This window comes from Nocardia sp. 852002-51101_SCH5132738 (assembly GCF_001665695.1).
Lineage (GTDB): Bacteria > Actinomycetota > Actinomycetes > Mycobacteriales > Mycobacteriaceae > Nocardia > Nocardia nova.
In genome coordinates this window covers 45,492-71,635 of the sequence record NZ_LZML01000023.1, presented here as the reverse complement: position 1 = coordinate 71,635, position 26,144 = coordinate 45,492, and the positions used below count along the sequence as shown (strand labels likewise).

The 26,144-nt window shown below is 66.9% G+C and carries 24 protein-coding genes and 2 tRNA genes; 8 read left to right on the top strand and 18 right to left on the bottom strand.

The window, feature by feature from the left end:
- Positions 1 to 227 precede the first annotated feature (227 nt).
- On the top strand, positions 228 to 1,412 hold the full coding sequence (locus A5789_RS02935; protein WP_063015346.1) for an Ig-like domain-containing protein: 1,185 nt from the start codon (positions 228 to 230) through the stop codon (positions 1,410 to 1,412).
- Between the two features lie 741 nt (positions 1,413 to 2,153).
- Positions 2,154 to 3,233, top strand: coding sequence for an alpha/beta fold hydrolase (locus A5789_RS02930; protein WP_082940428.1), 1,080 nt, complete (start codon positions 2,154 to 2,156; stop codon positions 3,231 to 3,233).
- A gap of 181 nt (positions 3,234 to 3,414) precedes the next feature.
- On the opposite strand, the gene A5789_RS02925 is transcribed toward A5789_RS02930, so the two are convergent.
- Positions 3,415 to 3,487: transfer RNA gene (locus A5789_RS02925), tRNA-His, on the bottom strand.
- A 54-nt stretch (positions 3,488 to 3,541) separates the two neighbouring features.
- The gene (orn, locus tag A5789_RS02920) at positions 3,542 to 4,180 is read right to left on the bottom strand and encodes an oligoribonuclease (RefSeq protein WP_063015347.1); all 639 of its coding nucleotides are present in this window, start codon (positions 4,178 to 4,180) and stop codon (positions 3,542 to 3,544) included.
- Between the two features lie 169 nt (positions 4,181 to 4,349).
- Between orn and A5789_RS02915 the strand changes: the two genes are divergently transcribed.
- Positions 4,350 to 6,032, top strand: coding sequence for a helicase HerA-like domain-containing protein (locus A5789_RS02915; protein WP_082940431.1), 1,683 nt, complete (start codon positions 4,350 to 4,352; stop codon positions 6,030 to 6,032).
- Between the two features lie 51 nt (positions 6,033 to 6,083).
- On the opposite strand, the gene lysA is transcribed toward A5789_RS02915, so the two are convergent.
- From lysA to A5789_RS02885, 6 genes are all read right to left on the bottom strand, one after another.
- Positions 6,084 to 7,427: a diaminopimelate decarboxylase gene (lysA, locus tag A5789_RS02910; protein ID WP_064906429.1), complete on the bottom strand. Its 1,344-nt coding sequence runs from the start codon at positions 7,425 to 7,427 to the stop codon at positions 6,084 to 6,086.
- A gap of 146 nt (positions 7,428 to 7,573) precedes the next feature.
- The gene (gene cmrA / locus A5789_RS02905) at positions 7,574 to 8,365 is read right to left on the bottom strand and encodes a mycolate reductase (protein ID WP_063015350.1); all 792 of its coding nucleotides are present in this window, start codon (positions 8,363 to 8,365) and stop codon (positions 7,574 to 7,576) included.
- 11 nt (positions 8,366 to 8,376) lie between these two features.
- Positions 8,377 to 9,000: a VOC family protein gene (locus A5789_RS02900; protein WP_063015351.1), complete on the bottom strand. Its 624-nt coding sequence runs from the start codon at positions 8,998 to 9,000 to the stop codon at positions 8,377 to 8,379.
- Complete coding sequence (locus A5789_RS02895; protein ID WP_064906431.1) at positions 9,000 to 11,051, bottom strand: NADPH-dependent 2,4-dienoyl-CoA reductase; 2,052 nt, start codon at positions 11,049 to 11,051, stop codon at positions 9,000 to 9,002. The genes A5789_RS02900 and A5789_RS02895 overlap by 1 nt, the downstream gene beginning before the upstream one ends.
- A gap of 4 nt (positions 11,052 to 11,055) precedes the next feature.
- A complete protein-coding gene (locus tag A5789_RS02890) occupies positions 11,056 to 11,658 on the bottom strand; it encodes a PadR family transcriptional regulator (RefSeq protein WP_030517834.1) in 603 nt (200 codons plus the stop codon).
- Between the two features lie 199 nt (positions 11,659 to 11,857).
- Positions 11,858 to 12,475: a TetR family transcriptional regulator gene (locus A5789_RS02885; RefSeq protein ID WP_036525890.1), complete on the bottom strand. Its 618-nt coding sequence runs from the start codon at positions 12,473 to 12,475 to the stop codon at positions 11,858 to 11,860.
- Positions 12,476 to 12,644: 169 nt separating this feature from the next.
- On the opposite strand from A5789_RS02885, the gene A5789_RS02880 reads away from it, so the two are divergent.
- From A5789_RS02880 to A5789_RS02870, 3 genes are read left to right on the top strand one after another with little or no spacing between them, the layout of a single operon-like run.
- On the top strand, positions 12,645 to 13,754 hold the full coding sequence (locus A5789_RS02880) for a ferredoxin reductase (RefSeq protein ID WP_082857104.1): 1,110 nt from the start codon (positions 12,645 to 12,647) through the stop codon (positions 13,752 to 13,754).
- Between the two features lie 15 nt (positions 13,755 to 13,769).
- Positions 13,770 to 14,924 (top strand): acyl-CoA desaturase, encoded by a 1,155-nt coding sequence (locus A5789_RS02875; RefSeq protein WP_063015355.1) that lies wholly within the window; start codon positions 13,770 to 13,772, stop codon positions 14,922 to 14,924.
- Positions 14,925 to 15,245, top strand: coding sequence for a hypothetical protein (locus A5789_RS02870; protein WP_063030418.1), 321 nt, complete (start codon positions 14,925 to 14,927; stop codon positions 15,243 to 15,245).
- Positions 15,246 to 15,251: 6 nt separating this feature from the next.
- On the opposite strand, the gene A5789_RS02865 is transcribed toward A5789_RS02870, so the two are convergent.
- Positions 15,252 to 15,794 carry a DUF4254 domain-containing protein gene (locus A5789_RS02865; protein ID WP_063015357.1) on the bottom strand — a complete coding sequence of 181 codons (543 nt, stop codon included), beginning with the start codon at positions 15,792 to 15,794 and terminating at the stop codon, positions 15,252 to 15,254.
- A gap of 357 nt (positions 15,795 to 16,151) precedes the next feature.
- Here A5789_RS02865 and A5789_RS02860 point away from each other — a divergent pair, with 357 nt between their 5' ends.
- Positions 16,152 to 16,481, top strand: coding sequence for a hypothetical protein (locus A5789_RS02860; protein WP_063015358.1), 330 nt, complete (start codon positions 16,152 to 16,154; stop codon positions 16,479 to 16,481).
- 160 nt (positions 16,482 to 16,641) lie between these two features.
- Here the strand turns inward: A5789_RS02860 and A5789_RS02855 are convergent, their stop codons facing one another.
- Genes A5789_RS02855 through A5789_RS02845 form a run of 3 tightly spaced genes read right to left on the bottom strand, consistent with a single transcriptional unit; the run spans position 16,642 to position 19,428 of the window.
- Positions 16,642 to 17,811, bottom strand: coding sequence for an ATP-binding cassette domain-containing protein (locus A5789_RS02855; RefSeq protein WP_227462805.1), 1,170 nt, complete (start codon positions 17,809 to 17,811; stop codon positions 16,642 to 16,644).
- On the bottom strand, positions 17,808 to 18,629 hold the full coding sequence (locus A5789_RS02850; RefSeq protein ID WP_063015359.1) for an ABC transporter permease: 822 nt from the start codon (positions 18,627 to 18,629) through the stop codon (positions 17,808 to 17,810). Before A5789_RS02850 ends, A5789_RS02855 begins: the two co-directional genes overlap by 4 nt.
- Positions 18,622 to 19,428: an ABC-2 family transporter protein gene (locus A5789_RS02845; RefSeq protein WP_063015360.1), complete on the bottom strand. Its 807-nt coding sequence runs from the start codon at positions 19,426 to 19,428 to the stop codon at positions 18,622 to 18,624. Before A5789_RS02845 ends, A5789_RS02850 begins: the two co-directional genes overlap by 8 nt.
- A 288-nt stretch (positions 19,429 to 19,716) precedes the next feature.
- On the opposite strand from A5789_RS02845, the gene ectB reads away from it, so the two are divergent.
- Entirely contained in the window at positions 19,717 to 20,970 is a 1,254-nt protein-coding gene (gene ectB / locus A5789_RS02840) for a diaminobutyrate--2-oxoglutarate transaminase (RefSeq protein WP_064906435.1), read from the top strand.
- 101 nt (positions 20,971 to 21,071) lie between these two features.
- Here ectB and A5789_RS02835 read toward each other — a convergent pair whose 3' ends face one another.
- From A5789_RS02835 to A5789_RS02810, 6 genes are all read right to left on the bottom strand, one after another.
- Positions 21,072 to 21,977, bottom strand: coding sequence for an aromatic prenyltransferase (locus A5789_RS02835; protein ID WP_063015362.1), 906 nt, complete (start codon positions 21,975 to 21,977; stop codon positions 21,072 to 21,074).
- 264 nt (positions 21,978 to 22,241) lie between these two features.
- Positions 22,242 to 22,317 (bottom strand) — tRNA-Gly (locus A5789_RS02830).
- 88 nt (positions 22,318 to 22,405) lie between these two features.
- Positions 22,406 to 23,620 carry a DUF445 domain-containing protein gene (locus A5789_RS02825; protein WP_064906436.1) on the bottom strand — a complete coding sequence of 405 codons (1,215 nt, stop codon included), beginning with the start codon at positions 23,618 to 23,620 and terminating at the stop codon, positions 22,406 to 22,408.
- Between the two features lie 111 nt (positions 23,621 to 23,731).
- Positions 23,732 to 24,175: a nuclear transport factor 2 family protein gene (locus tag A5789_RS02820; protein ID WP_063015363.1), complete on the bottom strand. Its 444-nt coding sequence runs from the start codon at positions 24,173 to 24,175 to the stop codon at positions 23,732 to 23,734.
- 51 nt (positions 24,176 to 24,226) lie between these two features.
- Positions 24,227 to 24,568, bottom strand: coding sequence for an MmcQ/YjbR family DNA-binding protein (locus A5789_RS02815; RefSeq protein ID WP_064906439.1), 342 nt, complete (start codon positions 24,566 to 24,568; stop codon positions 24,227 to 24,229).
- A gap of 58 nt (positions 24,569 to 24,626) precedes the next feature.
- Positions 24,627 to 26,012 (bottom strand): NAD(P)/FAD-dependent oxidoreductase, encoded by a 1,386-nt coding sequence (locus A5789_RS02810; RefSeq protein WP_063015365.1) that lies wholly within the window; start codon positions 26,010 to 26,012, stop codon positions 24,627 to 24,629.
- Positions 26,013 to 26,144 lie beyond the last annotated feature (132 nt).

The following is a 26,144-nucleotide window of genomic DNA, read 5'->3' as shown; positions in this document are numbered from 1 at the left end:
GAATGCGGTAACGGTTGGCGGGCCGGAAGGGATGAATCGGACGAGAGTGTGCGGGGCCGGCGCGTCGTGTTCAACCGGTTGCGACCCTTCCACCTGGCAGAATAGGTGGGCGTGGTCTCGACCGATCCCCGCATGCGTGGTGGGTTGAGCAGCGTGGCCGGTTTTCCCGGTTGCGTACGAGGCATGAAACGGGGTTGCACATGGGCGGACGTCGAGGCTCGCGGCGAATGAGAGCGCCGGCGGCGTGGTTGGGCGTGATGTCGATGCTCGCGCTCGCGGTGACCGGATGCAGTGATTCCGGGGCTGCGAACAACGGACCGGCGATCGAGGCGGCTTCGGCCATCGACCTGGTCAAACCGAAGGTGCTGACGCCGGTCGCCGACGGGGCGGTCGGGGTGCCGCCGGGCGATCCGATTCCGGTGAAGGTGGACAACGGGAAATTGACCGCTGTCACGTTGCTCACACCCGAGGGCAATCCGGTGGCGGGGCAGATCGCCCCCGACGGGACCTCGTGGCAACTGACCGAACAGCTCGGCTTCGACCGCACGTATCGCCTGCAGGCCGATGCGGTCGGAATCGGCGGCACCACCTCGACGACAATCAGTTTCACCACTCTCGCACCGCGCAACAAGACGCATCCGTGGTTGCTGCCCGGTGAGAACGCGGTGGTCGGAATCGGTCAGCCGGTCGCGATCCAGTTCGACGAGAACATCCCGGATCGACGCGCCGCGCAGGATGCGATCAAGATCACCACGACACCGGCGGTGGAAGGCGCGTTCTATTGGGTGAACAATCGCGAAGTGCGTTGGCGCCCCGAGCATTTCTGGGCCCCGGGAACCAGTGTCGCGGTTGACGTGAACACCTACGGCCGCGATCTGGGTGGCGGGCTGGTCGGTGACTCCGATATCCATTCCAGCTTCACCATCGGCGATCCGATGGTCTTCACCGCCGACGACAACACCAAGATGGTCACCGTCGAACGCAACGGCCAGGTGATACGAACCATGCCGACCTCGATGGGCAAGGATTCCACGCCCACCCAGAACGGCATCTACATCATCGGCGACCAGTTCGACCACATGATCATGGATTCGTCCACCTACGGTGTCGCCGCCACCGGCCCCAACGGATATCGGACCCCGGTCGACTGGGCGACGCGCATGTCCTACAGCGGCATCTTCATGCATTCGGCGCCGTGGTCGGTCGGTCAGCAGGGCTATTCGAACACCAGCCACGGCTGCCTCAACCTGAGCCCGGCCGATGCCCGCTGGGTGTACGAGAACGCCAAACGCGGCGATATCGCGATCGTCAAGAACACCGTCGGTGACACCCTGTCCGGCGTCGACGGACTCGGCGACTGGAATATCCCGTGGGCGGAATGGAAGGCGGGCAACGCCGACACCAACCGCTGACGACGGCGAGACGAGCGGGCCTTCCGGATATCCGGAAGGCCCGCTCGTCGTTCGGGCTCCACGCGGTGATCGGACGCTACACTGGCTTCCGCCAATCCACTCCCGCGAAATCCGGGGCCGAGGCGCACAAACTCCGGCTCCCCGAAATCGCCTGTGTTCGTGGCTCTTCCGGGGCGATCGCCGCTCCGCTGCGTGGTTGGCGGTGGCTCCCGTGTGATTCGGTCTCGGCTTGCTGAAGGGTCAGGTCCTCATGGGTGGTGGAGAGCGGTACGCGGTCACGACCCCTGGGGGTCGTCGTTCTCGTGGTCGGCTGCGAGAGGTCGGCGGGGCTGTCGCGTCGGTGATCGTTGCCGTACTCGCGGTGACGATGGCCTCCGCTTCCGGTATCGCGGTCGCCGAACCCGCAGACCCGCTGGCGCGCTTTCATCGGCAACGTCTCGACTGGGGTGTATGCGACGATGCGGCCCTGGTAGCACAGGGTGCGGTCTGCGCGGATGTCGCGGTGCCACTCGATTACGGCAGTCCGGACGGGCCGATCATCAGTATCGCGGTCTCGCGGATCCCGGCGAGCGATACAGCACACCGTCGCGGTGTGCTGCTGACCAATTCGGGCGGACCCGGTACGCCGGGGCTCGATGCGTTCGAACTCGTCGGTGATGTTCTCGAACCGGATGTGCTGAGTCGCTACGACCTGATCGGATTCGATCCGCGTGGCGTCGCCCACTCCGGGCGGCACCAGCGATGCGGCTGGCCGGTCGCCACCCGATCCGCTCGGCAGGTATCGGATTACCGGGCTTCGTCACCGAAACGGCCCTGCAGGCACGGCTCGCCGCCGACTGTCTGGTGGGCGGTGACCTGGCCTGGATGCGGCAGCTCAGCACGCGCAACACCGCGCGCGACATGGACGTGATCCGTGCGGCACTGGGCGAGGACCGCATCAGCTATTACGGCGTCTCTTATGGCACGTATCTGGGCGCGGTCTACTCGCAGTTGTTCCCCGGCCGATCCGACCGCATGGTGCTCGACAGTGCCATCGATCCGCAGCGCTACTGGCTCGGCTTACAACAGGATTGGGGGCCGGCGGTGGAAGCGGCCTTCGACGACTGGGCCGGCTGGGTGGCGGCTCGCGATCGGCAGTACCACCTCGGCGCTTCCGCTCCCGAGATACGCCGGCGAGTCGAGGCTCTCATCGCTCGTGCGGCGCGGTCGCCGATCGTGGTCGAGGGCTTCGGCTTCGACGATCATGTCCTGCCGAATCTGCTGTGGACGATGTTGCGGGATGCGCGATTGAACGAGGCGCTGGCGGCATCGGTGCGAGCCGTTGCCGACGCGGCGGAGGGCCGCGCGCCCGCGGTGCCCGCGCAGCTGCACCAGCAGATCGAGTACTACGAGCACGACGAAGATTCGGTGATGGTGCAGATCTGGTGTGCGGACGCACCGATGCCCGCCGATCCCGCGTGGTACTGGAATGCGATCGAGGCGGCTCGCCCGACCCAGCCGATCTTCGCCGCACTGGCTGACAACATCCAGCCCTGTGCCTTCTGGCCACCGCCGGTGGAACCGCCCACCGTGGTCGACAACGATGTGCCCGCCCTGATCCTGTCCGCCACGGGCGACAACCGGACGCCCCATGCGCACTCACTGGCACTGCATCGGCAGATGGCGGGATCTCGCTTGATCACGTTGGCCGACACCAGGATCCACATGGTGCTGCGTCCGGGTTTGAGCACCTGCATTCTAGACACGACCAACGGCTACTTCCGGGACGGGGACTTCCCGGAAGACGATCGCACCTGCCGGCCCACCACACTGATCGAATGAGCCGTCCGACCGGTGCGCGCTCGACCAGGGTCGGTCGGCAACCGGATGGACTGAACGGTAACCGTGACGCGCACCACGTCCGCGCATCGCGATCGGGTCGGGCGGACCGGACGGAAAGTCGACGACTCGACTCATGACGAAGGGGCAGGTCCGGAATCTCTTCCGGACCTGCCCCTTGCAGGGTGACCGACGGGACTCGAACCCGCGACAGCCAGGATCACAACCTGGTGCTCTACCAACTGAACTACGGTCACCATCGCCGGTAACAACCGGCGCGGTAGATGGTAGCGCGAAGACCGTCGGGAAACCTAATCGGCGGGTTCGGTGGGGGGCTCGGAACCGGTGGAACCGGCGCTGACCTGCGCGGCGATCTCGGCGATCTCGGCGGTCGAGGGGCCGGGGGCGGCAACGAACGCGGTCCGGCGGTAATACCGGAGCTCCCGGATGGACTCCTCGATATCGGCGAGGGCGCGGTGGGCCAGGCCCTTCTCCGGCTGACCGAAGTAGATGCGCGGATACCAGCGCCGGCACAGCTCCTTGATCGAGCTCACGTCGATCATCCGGTAGTGCAGGTGGGCGTCGAGTTCGGGCATGTCCCGGGCGATGAAGCCGCGGTCGGTGGCGATGGAATTGCCGGCGAGCGGCACGGTGCCGGGGGTGGGAACCCACTCGCGCACGTAGTCGAGAACCCGCTGTTGCGCCTCCTCCATGGTGACCGTGGAGCGTCGCACCTCGTCGGTCAGGCCGGATTTGGCGTGCATCTCCTGCACCACCGGCGGCATCGCCGCCAACGCGTCGTCGTCGGCGTGGATGACGATATCGACGCCGTCGCCGAGGATATTGAGATCGCTATCGGTTACGAGCGCGGCCACCTCGATCAGCTTGTCGCTGTCCAGGCGCAGGCCGGTCATCTCGCAATCCATCCACACCATCAGTTTGTCGGACACTCCGGCAACCTTAGTGCGCGGACGGTGCGAATCGGACCGACCGCACCGGATGCGTGCCGTCCGGCCCGTTGCGGCCGCCTTCCGGCAAACATCCCGCTACAGTTTGCCCAGGTATATGCGTGATTCCAGTGGTGTCGGCAGCGGTGGGCAGGGCGACGGAGGATCGGCGATGACCAGTTCCGAGGACAAGGCGGCGAAGGCGGCGGCGGCGCGCAAGGCGGCCCAGGAAGCGGCCCGGGTCGCGGCCGAGGCGGCGGCCGCGGCGGAGGCGGCCGAGGCCGAAGCCGCCGCGGAGCAGGTGCCGGAGCCGAAAATGGCTGCCGCCGAGACGGATTCGGCCGCCCAGCAGATCGCGGCGGGTTACGACTTCGAGGGTGCCGCGCTGGAACTGGGTGCGGTAGTCGTCGGCGGGGAGGTCGATCCGGCCGCGCGGGTCCGGGTTCCGATGCGAACGCTGAACCGTCACGGTCTCGTCGCCGGCGCCACCGGAACCGGGAAGACCAAGACCCTGCAGGGCATCGCCGAACAGCTGTCCGCGGCGGGTGTGCCGGTGGTGCTCGCCGATGTGAAGGGCGATCTGTCGGGGCTGGCGCAGCAGGGCGAATCGAACGACAAACTCGCCGCCCGTGCCGCCCAGACCGGCGATACCGACTGGGCGCCGCACGGATTCCCGATCGAATTCGTCTCCCTCGGCACCGAGGGAATCGGCGTCCCGATCCGCGCGACCATCACCTCGTTCGGCCCGGTGCTGCTCAGTAAAGTGCTGGGGCTCAACGACACTCAGGAATCCACCCTCGGCCTGATCTTCCACTGGGCCGACACCCGGGGGCTGGCGCTGCTGGATCTGAAGGATCTGCGTTCGGTGATCCAGCACCTGACCAGTCCGGAGGGGAAGGAGGATCTGAAGGGGATCGGCGGGGTGTCGGCCGCGACGGCCGGGGTGATCCTGCGTGCGCTGGTGAATTTGGAGGCCGACGGCGGCGACACCTTCTTCGGTGAGCCCGAACTCGACCCCGCCGATCTGTTGCGGACCGCCGGCGGCCAGGGCGTGATCACGCTGTTCGAACTCGGATCGCAGGCGGCGCGGCCGGTGCTGTTCTCCACCTTCCTGATGTGGGTGCTGGCCGATCTGTTCCAGACCCTGCCCGAGGTCGGCGATGTCGACAAACCCGAGCTGGTCTTCATCTTCGACGAAGCGCATCTGCTGTTCGCCGACGCGTCCAAGGCGTTCCTGGAACAGGTCGAGCAGACAGTGAAACTGATCCGCTCCAAGGGGGTCGGCGTGTTCTTCTGCACGCAGTTGCCCACCGACGTGCCCAATGCGGTGCTGTCGCAACTGGGTGCGCGGATCCAGCACGCGCTGCGCGCGTTCACCCCCGACGACCAGAAGGCGTTGTCGAAGACGGTGCGCACCTATCCGAAGACCGCGGCCTACGACCTCGAGAACGCCCTCACCACGCTGGGGATCGGTGAGGCGATCGTGACGGTGCTGTCCGAACAGGGCGCGCCGACGCCCGTGGCCTGGACCCGGCTGCGCCCGCCGCGGTCGCTGATGAACACCATCGGCGAGGACGGGATCCGCTCGCGCGCACAGTCGAGCCCGCTGTTCGAGAAGTACGGCCGGACCGTGGACCGGGAATCGGCCTACGAAATGCTGGCCGCGAAAGTGGTTGCGGCCGAACCGGAACCGCAGGCGATGCCGCAGGGCTCCGGCGGGCGTGCACCGGAGCCGGACGTCTCGGCGGCGGAACGGATCATGAGCAATCCGGCGGTGAAGAGTTTCCTGCGTTCGGCGGCCTCGGCCGCGGGCCGCGAGATCAGCCGCAGCCTTTTCGGCACCCGCAAACGTTGAGCGCTCCCTGACGCCGGGCAGGCGTCACCGGCCCGCGCGCGGAGGTGCCACTCAACCGAGATCGCGCAGCAGCAGATCCGCCACGGTCTCGCGGCGCACCAGCTCTCGCATCCGGCCGTGACGGAGCGCGACGATCGGCGGCCGCCCGACGCCGTTGTAGGCCGAGGCCAGGCTGTGGTGGTAGGCGCCGGTGCACGGAATCGCCAGCAACTCACCGACGTGCAGATCCGCGGGTAACCGGATATCGGCGGCGAGGACGTCACCGGCTTCGCAGTAGCGTCCGGCCACGGTGGCGGTGATGGTCGGTCCGGTGGGATGCCGGTCCGCCACCACCGCGTCGTAGCGCGCCCCGTAGAGGGCGACCCGCGGATTGTCGTTCATTCCGCCGTCCACGATCACGAACGTTCGTCCGCCCGGCACATGCTTGATCGCGGTGACGCGATAGATCGTCACGCCGGCGCGAGCGACGATGCCGCGGCCCGGTTCCATCGCGATCACCGGGCGGGGGAAGCGGTTTCGCGCGCACGCCGCGTCCAGGGCGTCATCGATGATGTCGGCCAGCTCCGAGAGATTCAGTTCCGCGTCGCCCGTGCGATAGGCCACCGCATGCCCGCCGCCCAGATCGAGCTGGGTCAGCACGACGCCGTAGTCGTGCCGGACCTCGGCCATCCGCGCGACGAGCCGTCGCACCGCTTCCCCGTAATGGTCGGGGTTGTGGATCTGCGAGCCGAGGTGGCAGTGGAAACCGCGCAGATCGAGCAGGGGATGGTCGATGATCGTCCGGATCGCCTCCTCGGTGGTCTCGTCGTGCGGGCCGAAGCCGAATTTCTGATCGCTGACCCCCGTGCGGACGGCCGGATGTCCGTGCACGTCGATATCGGGTGTCAGGCGCAGCAGAACCTGCTGCGGCCGTGTGACCACCGTGCCCAGCAGACTCACCTCGGTGAGCGAGTCGATCACGATCCGCCCCACGCCGGCGCCGACCGCGTATTCCAGTTCGGCGAACGGTTTCCCGCTGCCGTGCAGGATGATCCGCCGCGGGTCCACCCCGGCCGACAGGGCGATCGCCAGCTCGCCGGCCGAGCACACATCGATGCCCAGACCCTCCTCGGCCACCAGCGCCGCGATCGTCCGAGTCAGCAGAGCCTTTGCGGCGTAGACGATTTCGGCATCGGGGAAGTGTTTGCGGTACGACCGGCAGCGGGTGCGGATCTCGCTGTCACCGATCACATAGGTCGGTGTGCCGTAGCGGTCGGCGACATCGTCGAGGGCGACCCCGTCGACGGTGATGCGGCCCAGTTCGTCGTAGTGCGTCCGGTACGGCCACACGGTGGTGTCCAATCGCGGGGATGCCATCCCCGAACGTAAGGACGGGAACATCTCGAGCAACGTCACGGCGTGTCTCCTGTGGTTCCCCGCTTTCCTCCTCGACTGCGGGGGTCACTCTCAGGACTACGCCGCGCAATGGTGCCGGAACCGTCTCGATACGCCGTCTTGACCAGCGGCGCCGCGATCTTGACGCCGCCCTGACACCCTGCGGATCAGCCGGCCAGCTTCTTGTAGAACGAGCCGACGATGGGCGCGGTGAGCGCCCGCGGCGCGTACTGGCCGGCGACGCTCATACCCTTGCTGATCAGGCCGGGAACGACGCGCATCTTGTTGCGCGCCAGGGCGTCGATGGAGATTTTCGCGGTGTAGGCGGCCGATACCCAGATGAAGTCCGGGATCTTGCTGCCGACCTCTTCCTGGTCGGGATTGTCGGTGCGCACCGGGCCCGGCGCCAGCAGCGTGACATGCACGCCACTGCCGGTCAGCTCGCCGCGCAGCGATTCGGAGAAGGTGTTGGTGAAGGCCTTGGTCGCGGCATAGGTGGCGTTGTTGGGGATGGCCATGTTCCCGGCCGCCGAACCGGTGATGAGGATGCCGCCGCCGCGGGCGAGCATGCCGGGCAGCACCGCCAGGGTCAGATCGTGGACCGCGACCGCGTTCAGTTCCATCACCGAGCGCTCGACGTCGGCGTCCAGGTCGGCGACGGCGCCGAAGGTGGCGACACCGGCGTTGTTGCACAGGATGGCGATCTCCCGGCCGGCCAGCTCGGCCACCAGCGGTGCGCGCTGTTCGCGATCGGACAGGTCCACCGCGCGAACCTCGGCGGTCACCCCGTAGGTGTCGGTCAGCCGCTGTGCCAGCTCGGCGAGCAGGTCGCCGCGCCGGGCGACCAGGATGACCGAATAGCCGCGTTTGGCGAGCTCCTCGGCCAGAGCGGTTCCGATCCCGGAGGACGCTCCGGTGACGACGGCACGATTGTCGGCGGTGGGTGCAGGCAAGCTCACGGTCGCCGAGCCTACCGGGTGCCCTCATCCGCGGCGCCGGACTTCCCCTCGCCGCGGGGCTTGGGCTCGAGGAAGGCGATCCCCCAGTCGATATGCCCGTGCCAGACCCCGGCGATCCGTCCACCCTGCACCGCCGGCTTCGGATCCCCGACCGGGCCACCGGCCGCACGCACCGCCGCCACCGTGGCATCGAGATCCGGAGTGCCGAAGGCGACGCCGACCAGCGCGGGCCGCTTCGTCGGGGCGGCGACGACCTCCAGGAACGCCTCGCCGACCCGATAGAACGCCATTTCGGGGCCGTCCGGACCACGCGGGTGGAAGCGCCGTCGCGGGCCGATCCCCAGCACGGCGTTCAGCGCGGTCACGGATTCGTCCAGATCCGGTACCCAGTAGACGACGTGGTCGACGAAGGTCACCCCGTTGGGATGGGCCGTCTCGGTCTCGACGTCGTGCAGCAGCTCCGGCACACCCAGTGTCGCCGCGTCGGACTCGATCCCTTCGAATCCCCAGCCGGTGCCGACGCCGAGCGTGCAGGAGATCCGCCCGATCCGCATCATCCCGCCCTCGACCGCGAAACCCAATGCGGCCCAAGACTTCTCATCGCCGGGCAGTCCCAGCCGGGTGAGAATCGCCATTACAGCGCCGCCGCCAGGCGGGTGCCCTGATCGATGGCCCGCTTGGCATCGAGTTCGGCTGCCACATCGGCGCCGCCGATCAGATGGATGCGCACCCCCGCCTGCCGCAGCGGATCGACCAGATCGCGCACCGATTCCTGTCCGGCACACAGGATCACGTTGTCACATTCGATGACGGTGGGCCGATTCCGCTTGTCACCGAAACTGATGTGCAACCCGCGGTCGTCGATGCGTTCGTAGTTGACGCCGCCGATCTGCTCGACACCCTTCGCCTTCACCGCCGCACGATGCACCCAGCCGGTGGTCTTGCCCAGGCTCTTGCCGAACGGAGTCGACTTCCGTTGCAGCAGTACGACATCGCGGGGCGCGGGCGAGGGACGCGCGACGGTCAGCTGCCCCGGAGCCTCCGGATCGTCGGCGGTGACACCCCACTCCTGCTTCCATTCGTCGAGCTTCAGCGCCGGATGCCCCTCGACGGTGAGGAATTCGCTGACGTCGTAACCGATTCCGCCCGCCCCGATCACCGCGACCTTCTTACCGACCGGCTTCTCCTCGCGCACGAGTTCGGCGTAGGTGAGCACCTTCGGATGGTCGATACCCGGAATATTCGGGATACGCGGGCGCACGCCGGTGGCGAGCACCACGTGGTCGTAGCGGCCTTCGATCAACTCACCGGCGCTCACCCGGCGGTTCAGGAATACCCGCACCCCGGCGAGTTCCAGCTTGCGGGTGAAGTACCGGATCGTCTCGTTGAATTCCTCCTTGCCCGGAATCCGCCGCGCGATATCGAACTGTCCGCCGATCTTGTCGTCGGCTTCGAACAGATCCACCTTGTGGCCGCGTTCGGCGAGGTTCACCGCCGCCGACAATCCCGCCGGTCCCGCGCCCACGACCGCGATGCGCTGCATCCGCCGGGTGGGCAGCAGGCGCAGTTCGGTTTCGTGGCCGGCCCGCGGATTCAGCAGGCAGGACACGGTCTTGTGGACGAAGGCGTGGTCCAGGCACGCCTGGTTGCAGGCGATACAGGTGTTGATCTCGTCGTCGCGGGCGGCGCGGGCCTTGGCGGCCCACTCCGGGTCGGCCAGCAGCGGCCGGGCCAGCGACACCAGATCGGCGTCGCCACGGGTGAGGATCTCCTCCGCGGTCTCGGGCATGTTGATCCGGTTCGAGGCGCAGACCGGAATGTTCACGCGCGCGGTGATTTTCGCGGTGAATTCGACGAAGGCCGCGCGCGGCACCGAGGTGACGATCGTGGGCACCCGTGCCTCGTGCCAGCCGATGTCGGTGTTGATGATGCTGACGCCCGCGGTCTCCAATTCGGTTGCCAGCGCCAGGATCTCGGGTTCGGTCTGGCCGTGTTCGACGAATTCCGCCATCGACAGCCGGAACACGATGACGAAGTCCGCGCCGACGGCGGCCCGGATCCGGCGCACGATCTCCAACGGAAACCGCCGCCGGTTCTCCGCCGACCCGCCCCAGCGATCGGTGCGCTTGTTGGTGCGCGGCGCGAGGAACTGGTTGATCAGATATCCCTCGCCACCCATGATCTCGACACCGTCGTATCCGGCGAACTTCGCCAGCCGCGCACACCGCACGTAGTCCTCGATGGTGCGCTCGACACCCTTGTCGGAGAGTTTGCGAGGGCGGAACGGGTTGATCGGCGCCTTGATCGAGGAAGCCGAAACACTGAACGGCACATAGGCATAGCGCCCGGCGTGCAGAATCTGCAGGGCGATCTTGCCGCCCTCGGCGTGCACGGCCCTGGTGATCGCGCGATGCCGGTAGGCCTCGGTCTTGATGGTGAGTTTGGCGCCCAATGGCAGCAGCCAGCCCTCGCGGTTGGGGGCGTAGCCGCCGGTGATGATCAGGCCCACGCCGCCGCGGGCGCGCTCGGCGAAATAGGCGGCCAGCCGGTTGGTATCCCAGGCGCGATCTTCCAGGCCGGTGTGCATCGAACCCATGACCACCCGGTTGCGCAGGGTGGTGTGGCCCAGGTCGAGCGGCTCGAACAGATGCGGATACGAATGCGGCGAATCGGAATTCGCGGTCATGGGATTACCTTTCGGAAACGGAATCCGGTTGCGGGGCTGAGGCTTCCGGATCAGGCGACGACGAGCGCGACACACCCCGCAGACCGGCCAGTACCTCGTCGCACCATTCGACGAAGCCGACCTCGACCCGGATACCGCCGCGCAGCACCAGGTACTGGTACAGGGCGGTGCCGGTGAGCCGGTCCGGGGCGGGGAAATCCTTCTTCTCGATGAGGCGGTACAGCTCCAGCCGCTGGGCGTGGTGATCGCGATGACGTTCGACCTCGGCGCGCAACGCGTCCGGATCGCCGTGGGCGGCGGCGCGGATCTTCACGCCCAATTCGCTGCGCAGCGGGCCGATATCGTCGGTCGGCTCCGCAATCCAGCGCGCCAGTTCGGCATCTCCGGCGGCGCTGACGGTGTAGACCTTCTTGTCGGGCCGCCCGTCCTGAGCGATCGCCTCGCCGGTGACCCAGCCGCGTTCCTCCATGCGCTTGAGTACCCGGTAGATCTGCTGATGCGTTGCGCTCCAGAAGAATCCGATCGATTTGTCGAATCGGCGCGCCAGTTCGTACCCCGAACCGGCCCGCTCGCTCAGCGATACCAGCAGTGCGTGTTCGAGGGCCATGCGGTGAGGTTAACCGATACCCGCTGTACTATGCAACGTGGTGCATATTCCCGGCCAGGGGAGCCGGAACTGCGAGAATCCTGTGAGGACGTGCAGTTTTCTGTATCATCACCCGCGGTGCTCTGCACTATCTCGGATACGGGAAGGGCGCCTCGCGCGACCGCGAGGTCCGCGGGGCGTCCTTCTGTCCGAGGGGCGCTCAGGCGGTATGCGGTTTCCAGGCGGCCATGCCCAGGGCAATCATCCGCACTTGGCCGACGGTGCGATCGACGAGTTGCGGGCGGTCGCGCAAGGGGACGGCGACGAAGTCGGCGATGTGGTCGGCGACGGTGGAGACGATCAGGTCGGCAGCCAGTTCCAGATCATCGGTCGGCCATGCGTCCAGCGCCGGAATCCGCGACATGTCGACCACCAATTCCCTTGTGATCAACTGCATTTCGGAGGCTATCGCGGAGCGTAGCGCTGGTGCGCCTCCGTGGCGTTCGCGGATGAGGAAGCCGTAGAGGTCCTCGCGGCCGGCGATCTGAGCGAAGACGAATCGCACCGTTTCGGCCAGGCGTGCGTCCGGGGTGCGGCGCAAGTGCCGCAGCGCCAGGCGCAGCTGTCGCACGCCCTCGTCGACCAGGGCGGTTCCCAATTCGTCGAGGGAATCGAAGTGGCGATAGAAGGCGGTGGGCACGATCCCGGCCGAGCGGGCGATCTCACGCAGGCTCAGCGCCGCGAATCCGCGCTCGGCAGCCAGGGCCAGCGTGCCGTCCAGCAGTGCTCGCCGCGTGCGCTCCTTGCGCTCGACTCGGGTTTCGGCCTGCTCGCTCATCTCGCTGAGCATACATCCGTTCACGATTGGTCCATTCATGGAGATGTTGCATCGGTCACATCAGATGCAGGTTGAACTATTGCGGTACCGCCAGGCACACTAGTTCAGTGTACAGATGTGCACCGAAAAAGGTGCACATGATCAACAGACGAAGGCTGGGGAGAACCGCATGGTGGGACTGCTCGATCTGGTCCAGACACTGACCTCGCCGCACCCGCTCGACCGGTATCTGGAGTTGGTGCGACCGACACTGACGCTGCGCGATATGCGGGCCGAGATCATCGGCGTGGATCGGTCGGTGCCCGGTTCGGTGACCCTCACACTCCGTCCGACGCGGCAGTGGGCCGGGCACGAGGCCGGTCAGTTCGTGCAGGTGGGCGTGCTGATCGACGGAGTGAAACACACCCGCTGCTATTCGCCGATCGATGCCGAGGCCGGCCCGCGCCGCACCCTCACGCTGACCGTGAAGGCGCATCCGGAGGGGCTGGTGTCGCAGTATCTGCACCGGCACGCGAAGCGGGGCATGGTCGTGGACCTGGCGCCCGCGTCCGGTGTGTTCCGGCTGCCGGAGCGGCGACCGGACAAGGTGGTGCTGATCAGCGGAGGCAGCGGCATCACGCCGGTGCTGTCGATGCTGTCCACCCTGGTGGCCGAGGGGTACCGCGGTGACGTGGTGTTCCTGCACTACGCCCGCTCCCCCCAGGAGGTGCCGCACCGGGACCTGCTCGCCGATATCGCCCGCCGCCACGACAACGTCGACATCGTGCTGGGTTATCCGGAACTGGCCCGGTCCGAGCGGCTGGACGGCGCACCGTGGAGCTGCGCGACCGTGCCCGGCGCGAAGTTCCTCGACTACGACGAACTGTCGCGCATCGCGCCGTTCTTCGCGACCGCTCAGACCTACGTCTGCGGCCCGCCGCCGCTGATGGAGTCCGTGCGCCGCATCTATCAGGCCGAGGGCCTCGACGACCGGCTGCACAGTGAGGAATTCGTCCTCACCGCCGCGCCGGCCGACACCACCGACGTCGAGGGCGTCACCACCTTCTCGGTGAGCGGCAAGCAGTCGGAGAACACCGGTGCGAGCCTGCTCGAACAGGCCGAATCGGCCGGATTGACGCCGGAGTTCGGGTGCCGGATGGGTATCTGCTTCTCCTGCACGGCGGTCAAGCGGTCCGGATGCACCCGCAATCTGCGCAGTGGCGAAGTGGACAGCGATCCCGACCAGCCGATCCAGCTGTGCATCAGCGCCGCGGTCGGCGACGTCGACATCGAAATCTGAAAGGGGAGAACCGTCATGACCATACTCACCGAAACCGAGAACGGACCGCTGGTCCTGTCGCCGGAACAGGTCGCCGAGATCGGCCGCGAGCTGGACGCGCTGCGCGACCGCATCACCGCTGATCTGGGGGAGCGCGATCGCGAATACATCTACTCGATCATCAAGGCGCAGCGCGGGTTCGAGATCGCCGGGCGCGGCCTGATGTACCTGGGCTTCCTGCCGCCGTTCTGGCTGGCCGGAGTGGCGGCGCTGAGCCTGTCCAAGATTCTGGACAATATGGAGATCGGCCACAACGTCATGCACGGCCAGTGGGACTGGATGCGCGAACCCGGCCTCAATTCCCGTGTGTTCGAATGGGATACGGTGTGCCCGGCCGATCAGTGGAAGCATTCGCACAACTACATGCACCACACCTACACCAACATCCACGGTCGTGACCGTGACATCGGCTACGGCGTGCTGCGCATCGACGAGGGCCAGCAGTGGAACCCGTACTACCTGGGCAACCCGGTGTACGCGCTGGCGCTGATGCTGTTGTTCGAGTGGGGCGTGATGCTGCACGACCTCGAGGCCGACAACATCGTCAAGGGCAAGCGGAAGTGGTCGGATATCAAGCGCCTGGCCAAGGGGCAGATCCGCAAGGCGGGCCGGCAGGTGCTCAAGGACTACATCGTCTTCCCGCTGCTGAGCGGCCCGCTGTTCGTCTCCACTTTGGCCGGCAACGTGACCGCCAACCTGGTGCGCAACGTCTGGGCGTACTCGATCATCTTCTGCGGACACTTCCCGTCGGGCGTACAGACGTTCACCGAAGAGGAGACCGAGAACGAGACGCGCGGCGAGTGGTACGTGCGGCAGATGCTCGGCTCGGCCAACATCAGCGGCAGCAAACTGTTCCACATCCTGTCGGGCAACCTGTCCCACCAGATCGAACACCACCTGTTCCCGGACCTGCCGGCCAACCGCTATCCGGAGATCGCACCCGAGGTGCGCGCACTGTGCGAGAAGTACGGCCTGCCCTACAACACCGGCCGGCTCAGCAAACAGGTCGGCTCGGTCTGGCTCAAGATCTGCACGCTCGCCCTTCCCCCGGCCATCGTCGGGAAAGGCTCGCAGCCTGGTGTTATCGTGATGCGAGAGCGGCAGGTCGAGCCGAGCGAGGTGGGCGGGTAGATGATCGGAAAATTCGAGAGCAACAAGGATCTGATCCAGGAGCTGACATCCTCCGGGGCACGACACGTCGGCAATATCGCAACGATCATTACCGGCACGGTCTCGGAAGTGACGCGCGAAATCGGTGACTGGATCACCGACGCCATCGAAATGCGGGAGGCCGCGGCCGCGGCGCACCGTGATCGGGAGGCGGCGGCCGGGGTGAACACCGGTCGCGACGAACCGGATGTGTTGATCGACGAGCCCGACTCGGCGGCGAATGTGAATGCGGCCCAACCCATCATCGATGCCGATGTGGAAATCGTCGATCCGAAGCACTGAGCGGAGTCAGAACACCGGCAGCCGACGCCGGTGTTCGGCGATATCGGTGATCAGATCCTTGTAGCCGTCGGCCAGTTCGGCGAGGCGCACCCAGTGCAGGTGTGCCTCGCCGTCCGGTGTGGAGGCGGGGAGTTCGTCCGTCGGATGGTTCGAGGCGGGCAGTCCGAGCGCATGATGGGCGGCGACCCATTTTCCGGCCATCCGGTCGATGACCGCACCGAGGGTTTCGGTATGCAGCGAGGCGCCCTCGCGGTGCGCGATGTTGTCGGCCACCCAGACGTCGATGCATTCGACTAGCCGGGTGCGTTCGCGATCGATGTGGTCGACCAGGCGGCTGGCGCCGGCCACGCGCGCGCTCGACGCCTTCGGCGCCTGCGCCTCCCGGTAGGCGTGCCGGCGTAGTTCGTGGCAGTGGACCAGCTGCCGGGCCGCCTCCAGCACCGGATGGTCGCCGGGCGGTGGCGTCGTGGACCGGAATGCGCGCAGTAGTGCGGATACCGACGGAAGTGCGCCGGTCGCGTCGTTGTCACCGGCGTATGCGGTCGCCATCGTCTCCCACCCTCGTCTCAGCGGTCGGAATCTGGTTACGCCAGGGCCGAGGAGGTTTCGGGGAGGGGCTCCCCTCGGCTCCGGCGTAGTCCCGCGGAATCGGACTCCGGCTGTTCGGTCGCACTGCTCACGGGTGTACGAACCGGGATATCCGCGACGATGCGAAAGACGTGTCCGAATGCGGGGACATATTCAGGAAAGCGTGTCCTGACTTGGCATGCAACGGTTGACGCGCGGAACACCCAAGGTGCCGGACAATCGTTATACGCATCACGCCGGGATCACATGATCGCGAAGATCCACCATCGGCGGCGCGGCGCCTGCGCGACCGGTCACGGGTGGCTAGCCTGAAGATTTGTGCCCGCCTATGTCTCTTCGCCGGAGCTGACCTTCGGCTTCCTGTTCGCTCTCGAAGATCCCGAGCGAATCGCCGAGGTGGTGCGAGATCTGATGGAACGTCGGACAGTCTCGGTCTTTCGCCTCGCGCACGTCTCCGGCGCGGAAGGTCCGCCCGAGCGCTATGTCGTGAACTGGGCTGCCATTCCGCAGATTTCGATCACCACCGCCGCACCGGACGCCGACGCCATGCAGGCCGAGCGGATCATGCTGGTCAACGCATTTCTCGGCGAGGGCGGTGAGGTCAGCTTGTACTCGTCGGACAGCAATCGCCCAGACGACAAGCGCTAGAGTCGATTTGCCATCGGCACCGCAATCGTTTTCGTTACGGAGACACTCCACACAGCGGCTCTTACGTCCCTCTCAGCTACCGGCCAGCGGCGATTAAGTTCCGGCCAGCAGGGTGGGTCTGGTCGATCGCCCGGCAAGGGCATCGACGGCCTATGCCCCCCTAGAGAGAGGTAGAAGCATGATTCCGGTCATCATCGACACCGGTAGCGCCGCGCTGAACGGCATTCTCGACACCGGCAGCGCCGCCCTCAGCGGCGTTCTGAACACCCTGTTCACCGGGTCGTTCGGCGGCTGATTCCGCCTCGTCCCCGGGGATCGCGCCCCGGGCAACCGCCCCGGCGTCCGACGGCGCCGGGGCGGTGCCGTCTCCGGCGGAGTAGATGCGGCGCACCACATCCTCGATATCGGGTTCCTCGATGGACAGGTCGCGCACCTCGACCCGGTTCGAGATGGCGGCGAGAAGCTGGGCGGCGGTGGAGATTTCGGGATCGAATGCCAGCCGCTGCCGCATGCCGTCGGCCTCGGCCGCCAGCAGTGTCGCCCCCGCGAGGTCGGTGAGATCGGCGCTGGGCCGGGCCAGATCGACGACCAGGACGCGCCGCGCGCCGACGGTGCGCGCCAGTCCCGGCAGCGTGCCGTCGTAGGCGAGACGGCCGTGGTCGACCACCAGCACCCGTTCACAGAGGCGCTCGATATCGCCCATATCGTGGGTGGTGAGCAGCAGGGTGGTGCCGCTGTCCGCCCGTTCCCGGCGCAGGAACTCCCGCAGCCGCTGTTTGGACAGTACGTCCAGTCCGATGGTCGGCTCGTCGAGAATCAGCAGCTCCGGGCGATGCAGCAGCGCCGCGGCGATTTCGGCGCGCATGCGCTGACCGAGGGAGAGCTGACGGACCGGGGTGTCGAGGGTGTGCGCCATCTCGAGCTGTTCGACGAGTTCGTCCGTGCGGCGGCGGGCCGCGGCCGGTTCCAGGCGATGGATCGCGGCCAGGATGGTGAACGATTCGCGCAGCGGCAGATCCCACCACAGCTGTGACCGCTGTCCGAACACCACGCCGATCCGGCCGGCCAGTTCGCGCCGCCGGCGCACCGGATCCAGTCCGCAGGTGCGTACCGTGCCCGAGGTCGGCACCAGGATGCCGGTGAGCATCTTGATCGTGGTGGATTTGCCGGCTCCGTTGGCGCCGATATAGCCGACCGCCGAACCGGATTCGATGCGAAAGCTCATCGAATCCACGGCGGTCAGCACCTCGCGCACGCGTCTGCGGCGGCCCCGCGCACTGCGCCGGAGCACGAATTGTCTGGTCAGTTCCGATACTTCGACGGTGTTCATCCGCCCCCTCCCTGATAGTGGCGTACCCCGATGCGCCACAGCGTCGAAGCCATTATCCAAACCCACAGTGCCGCAAAAGGTCCGAACCAGGCGAGCTCGGCGGGCAGCCACCGCGGTCCGGGCAGGCCGAGCAGGGCGATCGTGGGCAGATAGGCGACGAACGACACCGGGATCGCGAATCCGAACAGCGCCCGCAGCGGTCCGGAGAACACCGAACTCGGCTGCTGGGCGGCGAAGGATCCGCCGTAGGTGAAGCTGTTGGTGAGCTCCGAGCCGTCCACCAGGTGGAATTGCAGGCCCGCGGCGCAGACGAACAGTCCGGCGAAGATGGCGATCCCGCTCACTACGCTGCTCACCGCGAGCGCGATATGCGCTGGGCTCCACTCGATATCGTTGCCGATCAGGCCGGCGGTCAGGACCACCGCCGCGACGGTGGCCCGCGACAGCCGCCGCAGCGACACATCGCTGGTGATCAGCTGGAGCAGCAGGGGCTGGGGTCGCAGATGGAAGGCGTCGAGGGTGCCCAGCCGAATGTAGGTCGCCAGGGTGTCGGTGTGGCCGACGGCGATCTGCGCGAGCGCGAAGCTCAAATTGGACAGGCCGAACAGCAGCAGCATCTGAGTCGAGTTCAGCCCGCCCAGGGCGGTGACGTTGTGGTAGATCAACCACATTTCGGCGAATTCGACCACGCCGATCAGCAGGGAGGAGAACAGGTCGGTGGCGAACGACAGCGGATAGGCGCGCTGTGAGCGCATCCGCGAGCGCAGCACGGCCACATAGGGTGTGAGCCGGCTGCCGTACGGTGCGAGCTCAGCCACCCTGCACCTCCAGTTTGCGGCGGCCCGCCGCGATCAGAGCCCGGCCGATGCCGATCGCGATCACGATCCACAGCACCTGCATGCCGATCACCGCCCAGGCCGCCGAACCCGTTGCGCGACCGGACATCACGTCGACCGGCCCCTGGAGCAGCCAGGGAAACGGGGTCAATTGTGCGGCAGCGGCCAACGGCGCCGGAAACAGGTGGATGGGTACGTAGAGACCGGCGAGGAACGTGGACAGGATCTGGTAGAGCATTCTGACCCCGCGCGTCTCGATCAGCCAGAATCCCAGCAGGCTCACCGAGAACAACAGCAGCAGTGAAAGCGTCACGGCCGCAACGACACTGACGGCGCCGAGCAGATACGGCGCGAAGGTGCCGGGCAACACCAGTTGCGCCGTGATCAGACCCGTGGCGATGGAGGGCAGGCCGCGCAGTGCCAGTGTGCACGCCGAACCGCCGAGATCGGTTGCCAGATAGAAGAATTGGATATCGATGGGGCGTTGCAGATCGACCGCGACATCGCCGGTGCGTACCCGCTCCGCGATATCGTGCGGCGGCCCCATCACCCGCAGGGCGCCCAGCATGGCCTGCGACAACCACACGTAGGCGCCGATCGACGCACCGGTGTAGCCGCCGAAGCCCGGTGTGGAGCGCGCCGCCGCGATCATCACCGCGGCGCGGATCAGGCCGAATACGACATTGGCGGCCAGGCCCGCGAAGACGGCCGACCGGTAATTCCATTGGCGCCTGAAGCCGGCGCCGAACAGACGTGAATAAACCCCCGAGAGTGCGCGCACAAGTCGTCCAGAATACGACGTGGTCGCTCACCCGGCGAGCGAATTTCGAAGAACCGGAGTGGGGAAGTCCGGGCGGTCGGTATGGTCGTCGCACCCGACGGCCGGGCGTGCTCGGATGCTCGACGGTTGCCGGCCCCGTCTGTCGCGGCACGCCGGGCGATGTCCCGGCCGTTGCCGGGGTCGATGTGGATTCGCGCAAAACCTTGCCGCGACCTCCATCGCAGTGTTAGAAACAGTCATGTTTCACACTGGGGTCGCCGCGGTGGCTCCCGCCCCTGAGGACCGCCTATGACCACCGTTTTCGAAACGCTGGAATCGGATGTGCGTGGATACTGCCGGGTCTGGCCGACGGTCTTCGACACCGCCCGCGGCGCCTGGCTCCGTGACGAGCAGGGTCGTGAATACCTCGACTTCTTCGCCGGAGCCGGCGCGCTCAACTACGGGCACAACAATCCGATCCTGAAGGCGGCCCTGCTGGACTATCTGTCCCGCGACGGGCTCATTCACGGCTTGGATATGTCGACGGTCGCCAAGCGTGATCTGCTCGAGGCGGTGCGCGATCTGATCCTCGTCCCGCGCGGGCTCGACTACAAGGTGCAATTCCCCGGCCCGACCGGGGCGAACGCGGTGGAGGCGGCGCTGAAGCTGGCCCGCAAGATCACCGGGCGCAGCAACGTGGTGAATTTCACCAACGCCTTTCACGGTATGACGCTGGGTGCGCTGGCCGTGACCGGTAACGCCGCCAAGCGGGCGGGGGCCGGCGTGCCGCTGCCGCATGTCCATCCGATGCCCTACGACGGCTACCTGGGTGGTGCGGACGAATTGGCGTGGATCGAGCGGATGCTCGACGACACGTCCTCGGGGGTGGACAAACCGGCGGCCGTGATCGTGGAGACGGTGCAGGGCGAGGGCGGGGTGAACATCGCCGGCGCGGAGTGGTTGCGCCGGCTCGCGGAGCTGGTCGCGACGCGCGGAATTCTGCTGATCGTCGACGATGTGCAGATGGGCTACGGGCGGACCGGACCGTTCTTCTCCTTCGAGACCGCGGGCATCACCCCGGATATCGTCACGCTCTCGAAGTCGATCGGCGGCTACGGCCTGCCGATGGCGCTGGTGCTGATGAAACGCGAGCTCGACCAGTGGGCGCCCGGTGAGCACAACGGCACCTTCCGCGGTAACAATCCCGCGTTCGTCACGGCGCGGGTGGCGCTGGAGGAGTACTGGCGTGACGACCGGCTCGAGCTCTCCACGCTGGCCCGCGGTGAGCGGGTGCGCACCGCCTTGGCGCGGGTGGCGGATGCGGTGGGCGGATTGTCCACGCGGGGCCGCGGTCTGGTGCACGGCCTGGTCTTCGACGACGCCTCCGAGGCGGGCAAGGTGAGCCGGGTCGCCTTCGAGGAGGGATTGCTCGTGGAAACCTCGGGCGCCAACGACGAGGTGGTGAAACTGCTTCCACCGCTGACCATTACGGATTCCGAGTTGGATCACGGCCTAGACATCCTCGCGCGCGCTGTCGACATCGTCTGCGGCGGGCGCACATAGGGGGATCGGACCGTCAGCTGCCGACCCACACCCGGTAGCCGACCGCGGGGCCGGGTTTCCGCTGCGGGGCCCGGTCCCGCACATTCGTGTGCCGCGAGCGGTTACGAATCGGATGTCTTCATCTTGTCCAAAATCCTGGGCTGCCACTGGTAGAACCAGCTGAATTTGTAGGACTCGCCCTCGGGCGACGAGGTGGCGGCATAGGTGTATCGCCGGTCGTTCGTGGCGTAGGGGACCTGGTCGGCGAGTTCCAGGAAGTGCGGGTCGATCGGGACGGGGAGGGCGGCCGGGTCGGGTGTGATGACCGGGAAGCACAGGCGCTCGATCCGCGACGATTCCCAGCTGAACGTGGCGTATATGTCGAATGCCTTCGCGGTGAGCGAGAGGAATTGCGCGCTGGGTTCCGGGAATCCGGCATCCCGATGCAGAGACGCGATGGCGTCGGGTGCGAAGTGGTCGGCGGTGAGCCCGGGGAAGTACACGTTCATCGTCTTGTCGTGGTAGTCGATGCCGAGGAGGCCGACCTTGTCCGCCAGGCCGTGCCGGGCGAACATATCGGCGTGGTCGGCGAGACCGGCCGGCATGGAGGGGAGTGCGGCGAGTTCCGGCACGTTCTGCACGCCGTCCGCGGGAAAGAACGGCCAGATCTTCTTGAAGCCGCCGGCCACACCGATGTCGATGCCGTAGCTGTCCACGGGGAAGCGCGTGCGGACCTGGTCCAGCAGTGAGCCGATCGGATGATCGGTCTCCGGGATCAGCCCGTTCGAACGCGCGATGTCGTACGGGTCGATGTCTTTCGGCAGCGTGAGAAAGCGATAGTCGAGGTCGCCCGAGCGACGGGCTTGGGTGACCACCCGGAAAGAGATCACCGATTGCGTGAGCATCGGGCCGTATGCGTTCAGGAGCGGCCACACAGCGTCCGGAGTGCAGGCGACGTTCGCCAGCCGCGCGGATTTCTCGATGGCCGCATACAGATCGTCCAGCGCGGATTCGGTAGTGGTGGACATGCGTCCTTCCTGAGGTGGATGCTACGAGCAACATCGCGGTCTCGCCGAGACGACGGCCGGGCAGTGAGTGGTGCCCCGGCGGAGTCGAATGCGGAACGCGCACAGGATTTTACGAATCGATGTCGCCGACAGGCTGTGGTCGACTGCCCGCTGCTGGGAGCTTGTCGGGATCGGGACTTTCGATAACCCCGTGACGGAACGAGAGAAGGAAGTGGACTTCGGCTGCGAGCAGGATGGCTCGACGCTACCGGTCCGGTACTTTCGTGGAGCGGATGACGGGATTCGAACCCGCGACCCTCACCTTGGCAAGGTGATGCGCTACCAACTGCGCTACATCCGCATCCCGCCTCGCGGCGGTGCGAGAAAAACAATAGCCGATGGCGGCGCGCAACCGCGAATCCGCAGGTCAGCGCGCTGCGTAGATGGCCTCAGCTGAGCAGCAGGTGCACCTGCAGTTCACCCACCAGAAAGCCGAGCACACCGCCGATGGCGACCAGTTTCCACTCGTCCTGTTTGAACGCCGGGCGCAGCAACCCTTCGTATTCGTCGTCGGTGAGCTGGCGGGTCTTCTCGATCACCAGACTGCGCAGATCCAGCGTGCGCATCGCGTGATCTTCGAATCCGGCTGCGGCACTGCGGATGTAGGCCAGCATCTCGGGCACGATCTCGCGTTTGACCCGGGTGATGGAATCGCCGGCGACCAGCATCACCAGCGGTCGCGCGGGTGCGGACTGCGTATCGATGAATTCGTCCATCCGTCGCGCCAGAATCGAGGCCAGCCGGTCCGAGCGCTCGCCGTTGAGGACCGCCTCGAGCATCTTGGCCGGGGTGAGGATTTCGGTGGCGATCAGGTCGCCGTAGTCGACGCAGACCTGTTCGCGGCGCTTGTGGAACAGCCCCTGCCAGCCGATGCGGCCGAAGATCCGCCACGGCCGCACAGGTCGGAAGATCATCTGCAACGCCAGCCAGTCGGTGACCAGGCCGGTGAATCCGCCGAACAGCGGCATCAGCCACGAGGAGTGGGTGAAGGCCCAGGTGATCATCTGGACGAAGCCCAGCAGGGTGCCGAACAACAGGCCGGAGCGCACGATGAAGCGCAGTTCGTGATGGCCCACCCGGCGCACCATCTCCACCAGCAGCGCCTTGTCGTTGACCAGGGTGTCGATGGCGATGGACCGCAGATCCATGATCTGGTCGAGATTGGTCCGCAGGTCGGTGACGATCTCGTCGATGAGGTCGGGGACATCGCGCTGGACCCGGCGGATCATCGCCTCGCGGGCGAACTGCGGCATGGTCACCCACAGCCGCGGTTCGTAGCGCATCATCAACTCGTCGACGGTGTGCGCGACGGCGTCGTCGAGCGGTTCGCGCAGGGTGGTGGTGAGCTCGGCGACGTCGATGCGGCCGAGGATCTCCTGCGGATCGATCAGCCGCGAGAACATCAGGTCCACCGCGATCGTCGCCATCCTCGGCGCCGCCTTCGGAATCACGCCCTGCCACCCGAACCAGGGTGGGATGCCGCGGAATTCCAACGGACGGCACAGCATTTCGACGGCGACGAGTTTGGTGGTCCAGCCGATGAAGGCGGCGATCACCGGAATCGAGCAGTAGAGCAGCCAGTGCTCGGTGAAATCGGCGATCACGCGTCCGCCCTGTGGGGAGCCCGCGCCCAGCGGTGGTTCGGCGAACAGCGCTGCAACGGTGGGGAAATGTCGAGCCGCACGCGCGAACAGTAACAGGTTATATAGAGGCGTTTACTGGGAGCCGGGGCTGGCGGCCAGGAACATGTAGCTCTTCTCCTCGACCCGCCGCGCGATCCGCCAGGCGCCGTCCACGCGGGTGAAGGTATCCAGGTACCACAGGCCGCACAGCATGAGGTTCTGCTTGCCCTCCGCTTCGCCGACGAGCATCGGGTTGTGGCACATGGTGCGGCCGGTGGCGGTATCGCCGTCGACGGTGATGGAGGAATTGCTGATCAGATGCTGGAAGGCGGGAAAGTTCGGCATCACCGTGGCGAGGAACTTCTTGATCTCGGGCAGGCCCCCGCTGGCGCCGCCCATGGCCGAGTAGTCGATCTGCGCGTCGGCGGTGAAGACGTCGTCGAGCAGATCCCACTGCTGGGTGTCCACGGCATGGGAGTATCGGACCATCAGATCCTCGATCTCGATCCGATCCGAAATCTCTTGCAGCGACAGCATTTTTCCTCCAGTGGTAGCGGCTCGGCGACGATGCGGACCAGACGATGCGGGCTATCCGGAAGCCGCGTCGAAGGCGCGCACCAGGGTGCGCGGCGCCTTGTGTCGCCAGGCGTCGGTGAGCAATTCGCTCAGTAGGCCGGTGTCGGCGGCGCCGAGGTCGACGCGGACCGCCGACAGGCGCTTGCCCCACCACTTCTCCGTGCAGCAGTCCGGATATTCCGCCACGGCCTCCCGGATATCGGCTTCACTCGCCATCACGTGGGCGTGCGTGGGGTCGGGCAGGGTCGCGAAGATCGCCTTGTGGACGCGGAACGACGGCATGTCGAAATGCGGCGCTTCGGTGGACTCGGGTAGTCCCAGCGCAATTCGCCGGACGTCGTCGGCATCGGCCATGGGCCGATTATGCGGCCGAATCCGCGTCGTCGCGTCCGGTTCCGCGAGATGGGCCGTACTAGCCGAGGTCGGCGAGGGCGGCCTCGATCGCGCGGTGGAAGGTGGGGTAGGCGTAGATCATTTCCCGCAGCGTGGTGACCGGCACCCGGGCGTGCACCGCGACGGCCAGGGCGCTCAGCACCTCGCCACCGACCGGGCCGACCGAGGTGGCGCCGACCAGAATGCCGCGATCGGCGTCGGCGACCAGCTTCACGAATCCGGCGTTGCCGGGCCCGTGAATCCAGCCGCGGGTCGAATCCGGGACCTCGGCCCGTCCGGTCCAGACGCTCAGTCCGGCGTCGCGGGCCTGCGACTCCGTCATCCCGACCGCGCCCACCTCCGGTTCGGTGAAGGTGACATTGGGAACCGCGTGATACTGCGCGGGTTCGGTAAGGGAGCCGAGGATGTCCGCGGCGGCGATGCGCGCCTGGTACATGGACATGTGGGTAAAGGCGCCGTGTCCGGTGACGTCCCCGATCGCCCAGACCCCCTCGGCGGCGCGCAGCCGGTCGTCGACCCGGATGCCGTGCGCCTGTTCGTCCAGGCCGATGGCGCCGACGCCAAGTGCGGACAGATCGGTGTAGCGGCCGGCGGCGACCAGCAGGCGCTGGGCGCGGATCGGATCACCGTTGCTCAGCCGCACGGTGAAATAGCTGCCGTCGTGGTCGATGCGGGTGGCCTCGACGCCGGTTCGGACCGAAATACTCTCTTCGGCAAAGACTTTCGCGAGCAGGTCGGCAGCCTCGGGCTCGGCGCGCGGGAGCAGCCGGCTGCGCACGACCATCGTCACCTCGGCGCCGAACCGCGAGAAGATCTGGGCGAATTCCGCGCCGACCGGTCCGCCGCCGAGCACGATCAGCGATTCCGGCGCCTCGGTGGTGGTCACCGCCTCGCGATTGGTCCAGTACGGGGTGTCGGCCAGACCCTCGATCGGCGGTACGGACGGGGCGGTGCCGGGATTCAGCACGATTGCCCGCAGGGCGCGGAAGTCGCGCGGTCCGTCGGCGGTATCGACGCGGACCTGGCCTGGACCGGTGATGCGCCCCCAGCCCCGCACGAAGGTGCCGCCGGCGGATTCGAATCGTTCGACCGCGACCTTGTCGTCCCAGTTGTCGGTCGCCTCGTCGCGGATCCGCTTCGCCACCGGCGCCCAATCCGTATGCACCTGGGCACTTCCCGCGAGGGTGCCGACCCGGCGCGCCTCGGCCAGGGTCTCGGCGGCGCGCACCATCATCTTGGTCGGCACACAGGCGTAGTAGGGGCATTCGCCGCCCAGCAACCGGCCTTCGACGCCCACCACCGCGAGTCCGGCGCGCGCCAATTCGGTCGCCACGGCCTCGCCGCCGGGCCCCATGCCGATGACGACGGCATCCACGGATTCGGTCGCCGGGGTTTCGGCGGGCATGCGATCACGCTCCTCTGATTCGACTCGGTGGGGACGGCGGGGGTCCCGCAGACCATGGTGACAGCTGCGACGCCGCCGGTGGGGGATCGACAAGTACCCATCGCGGGATTCCGTTGCGCGCGCTGACGGGTG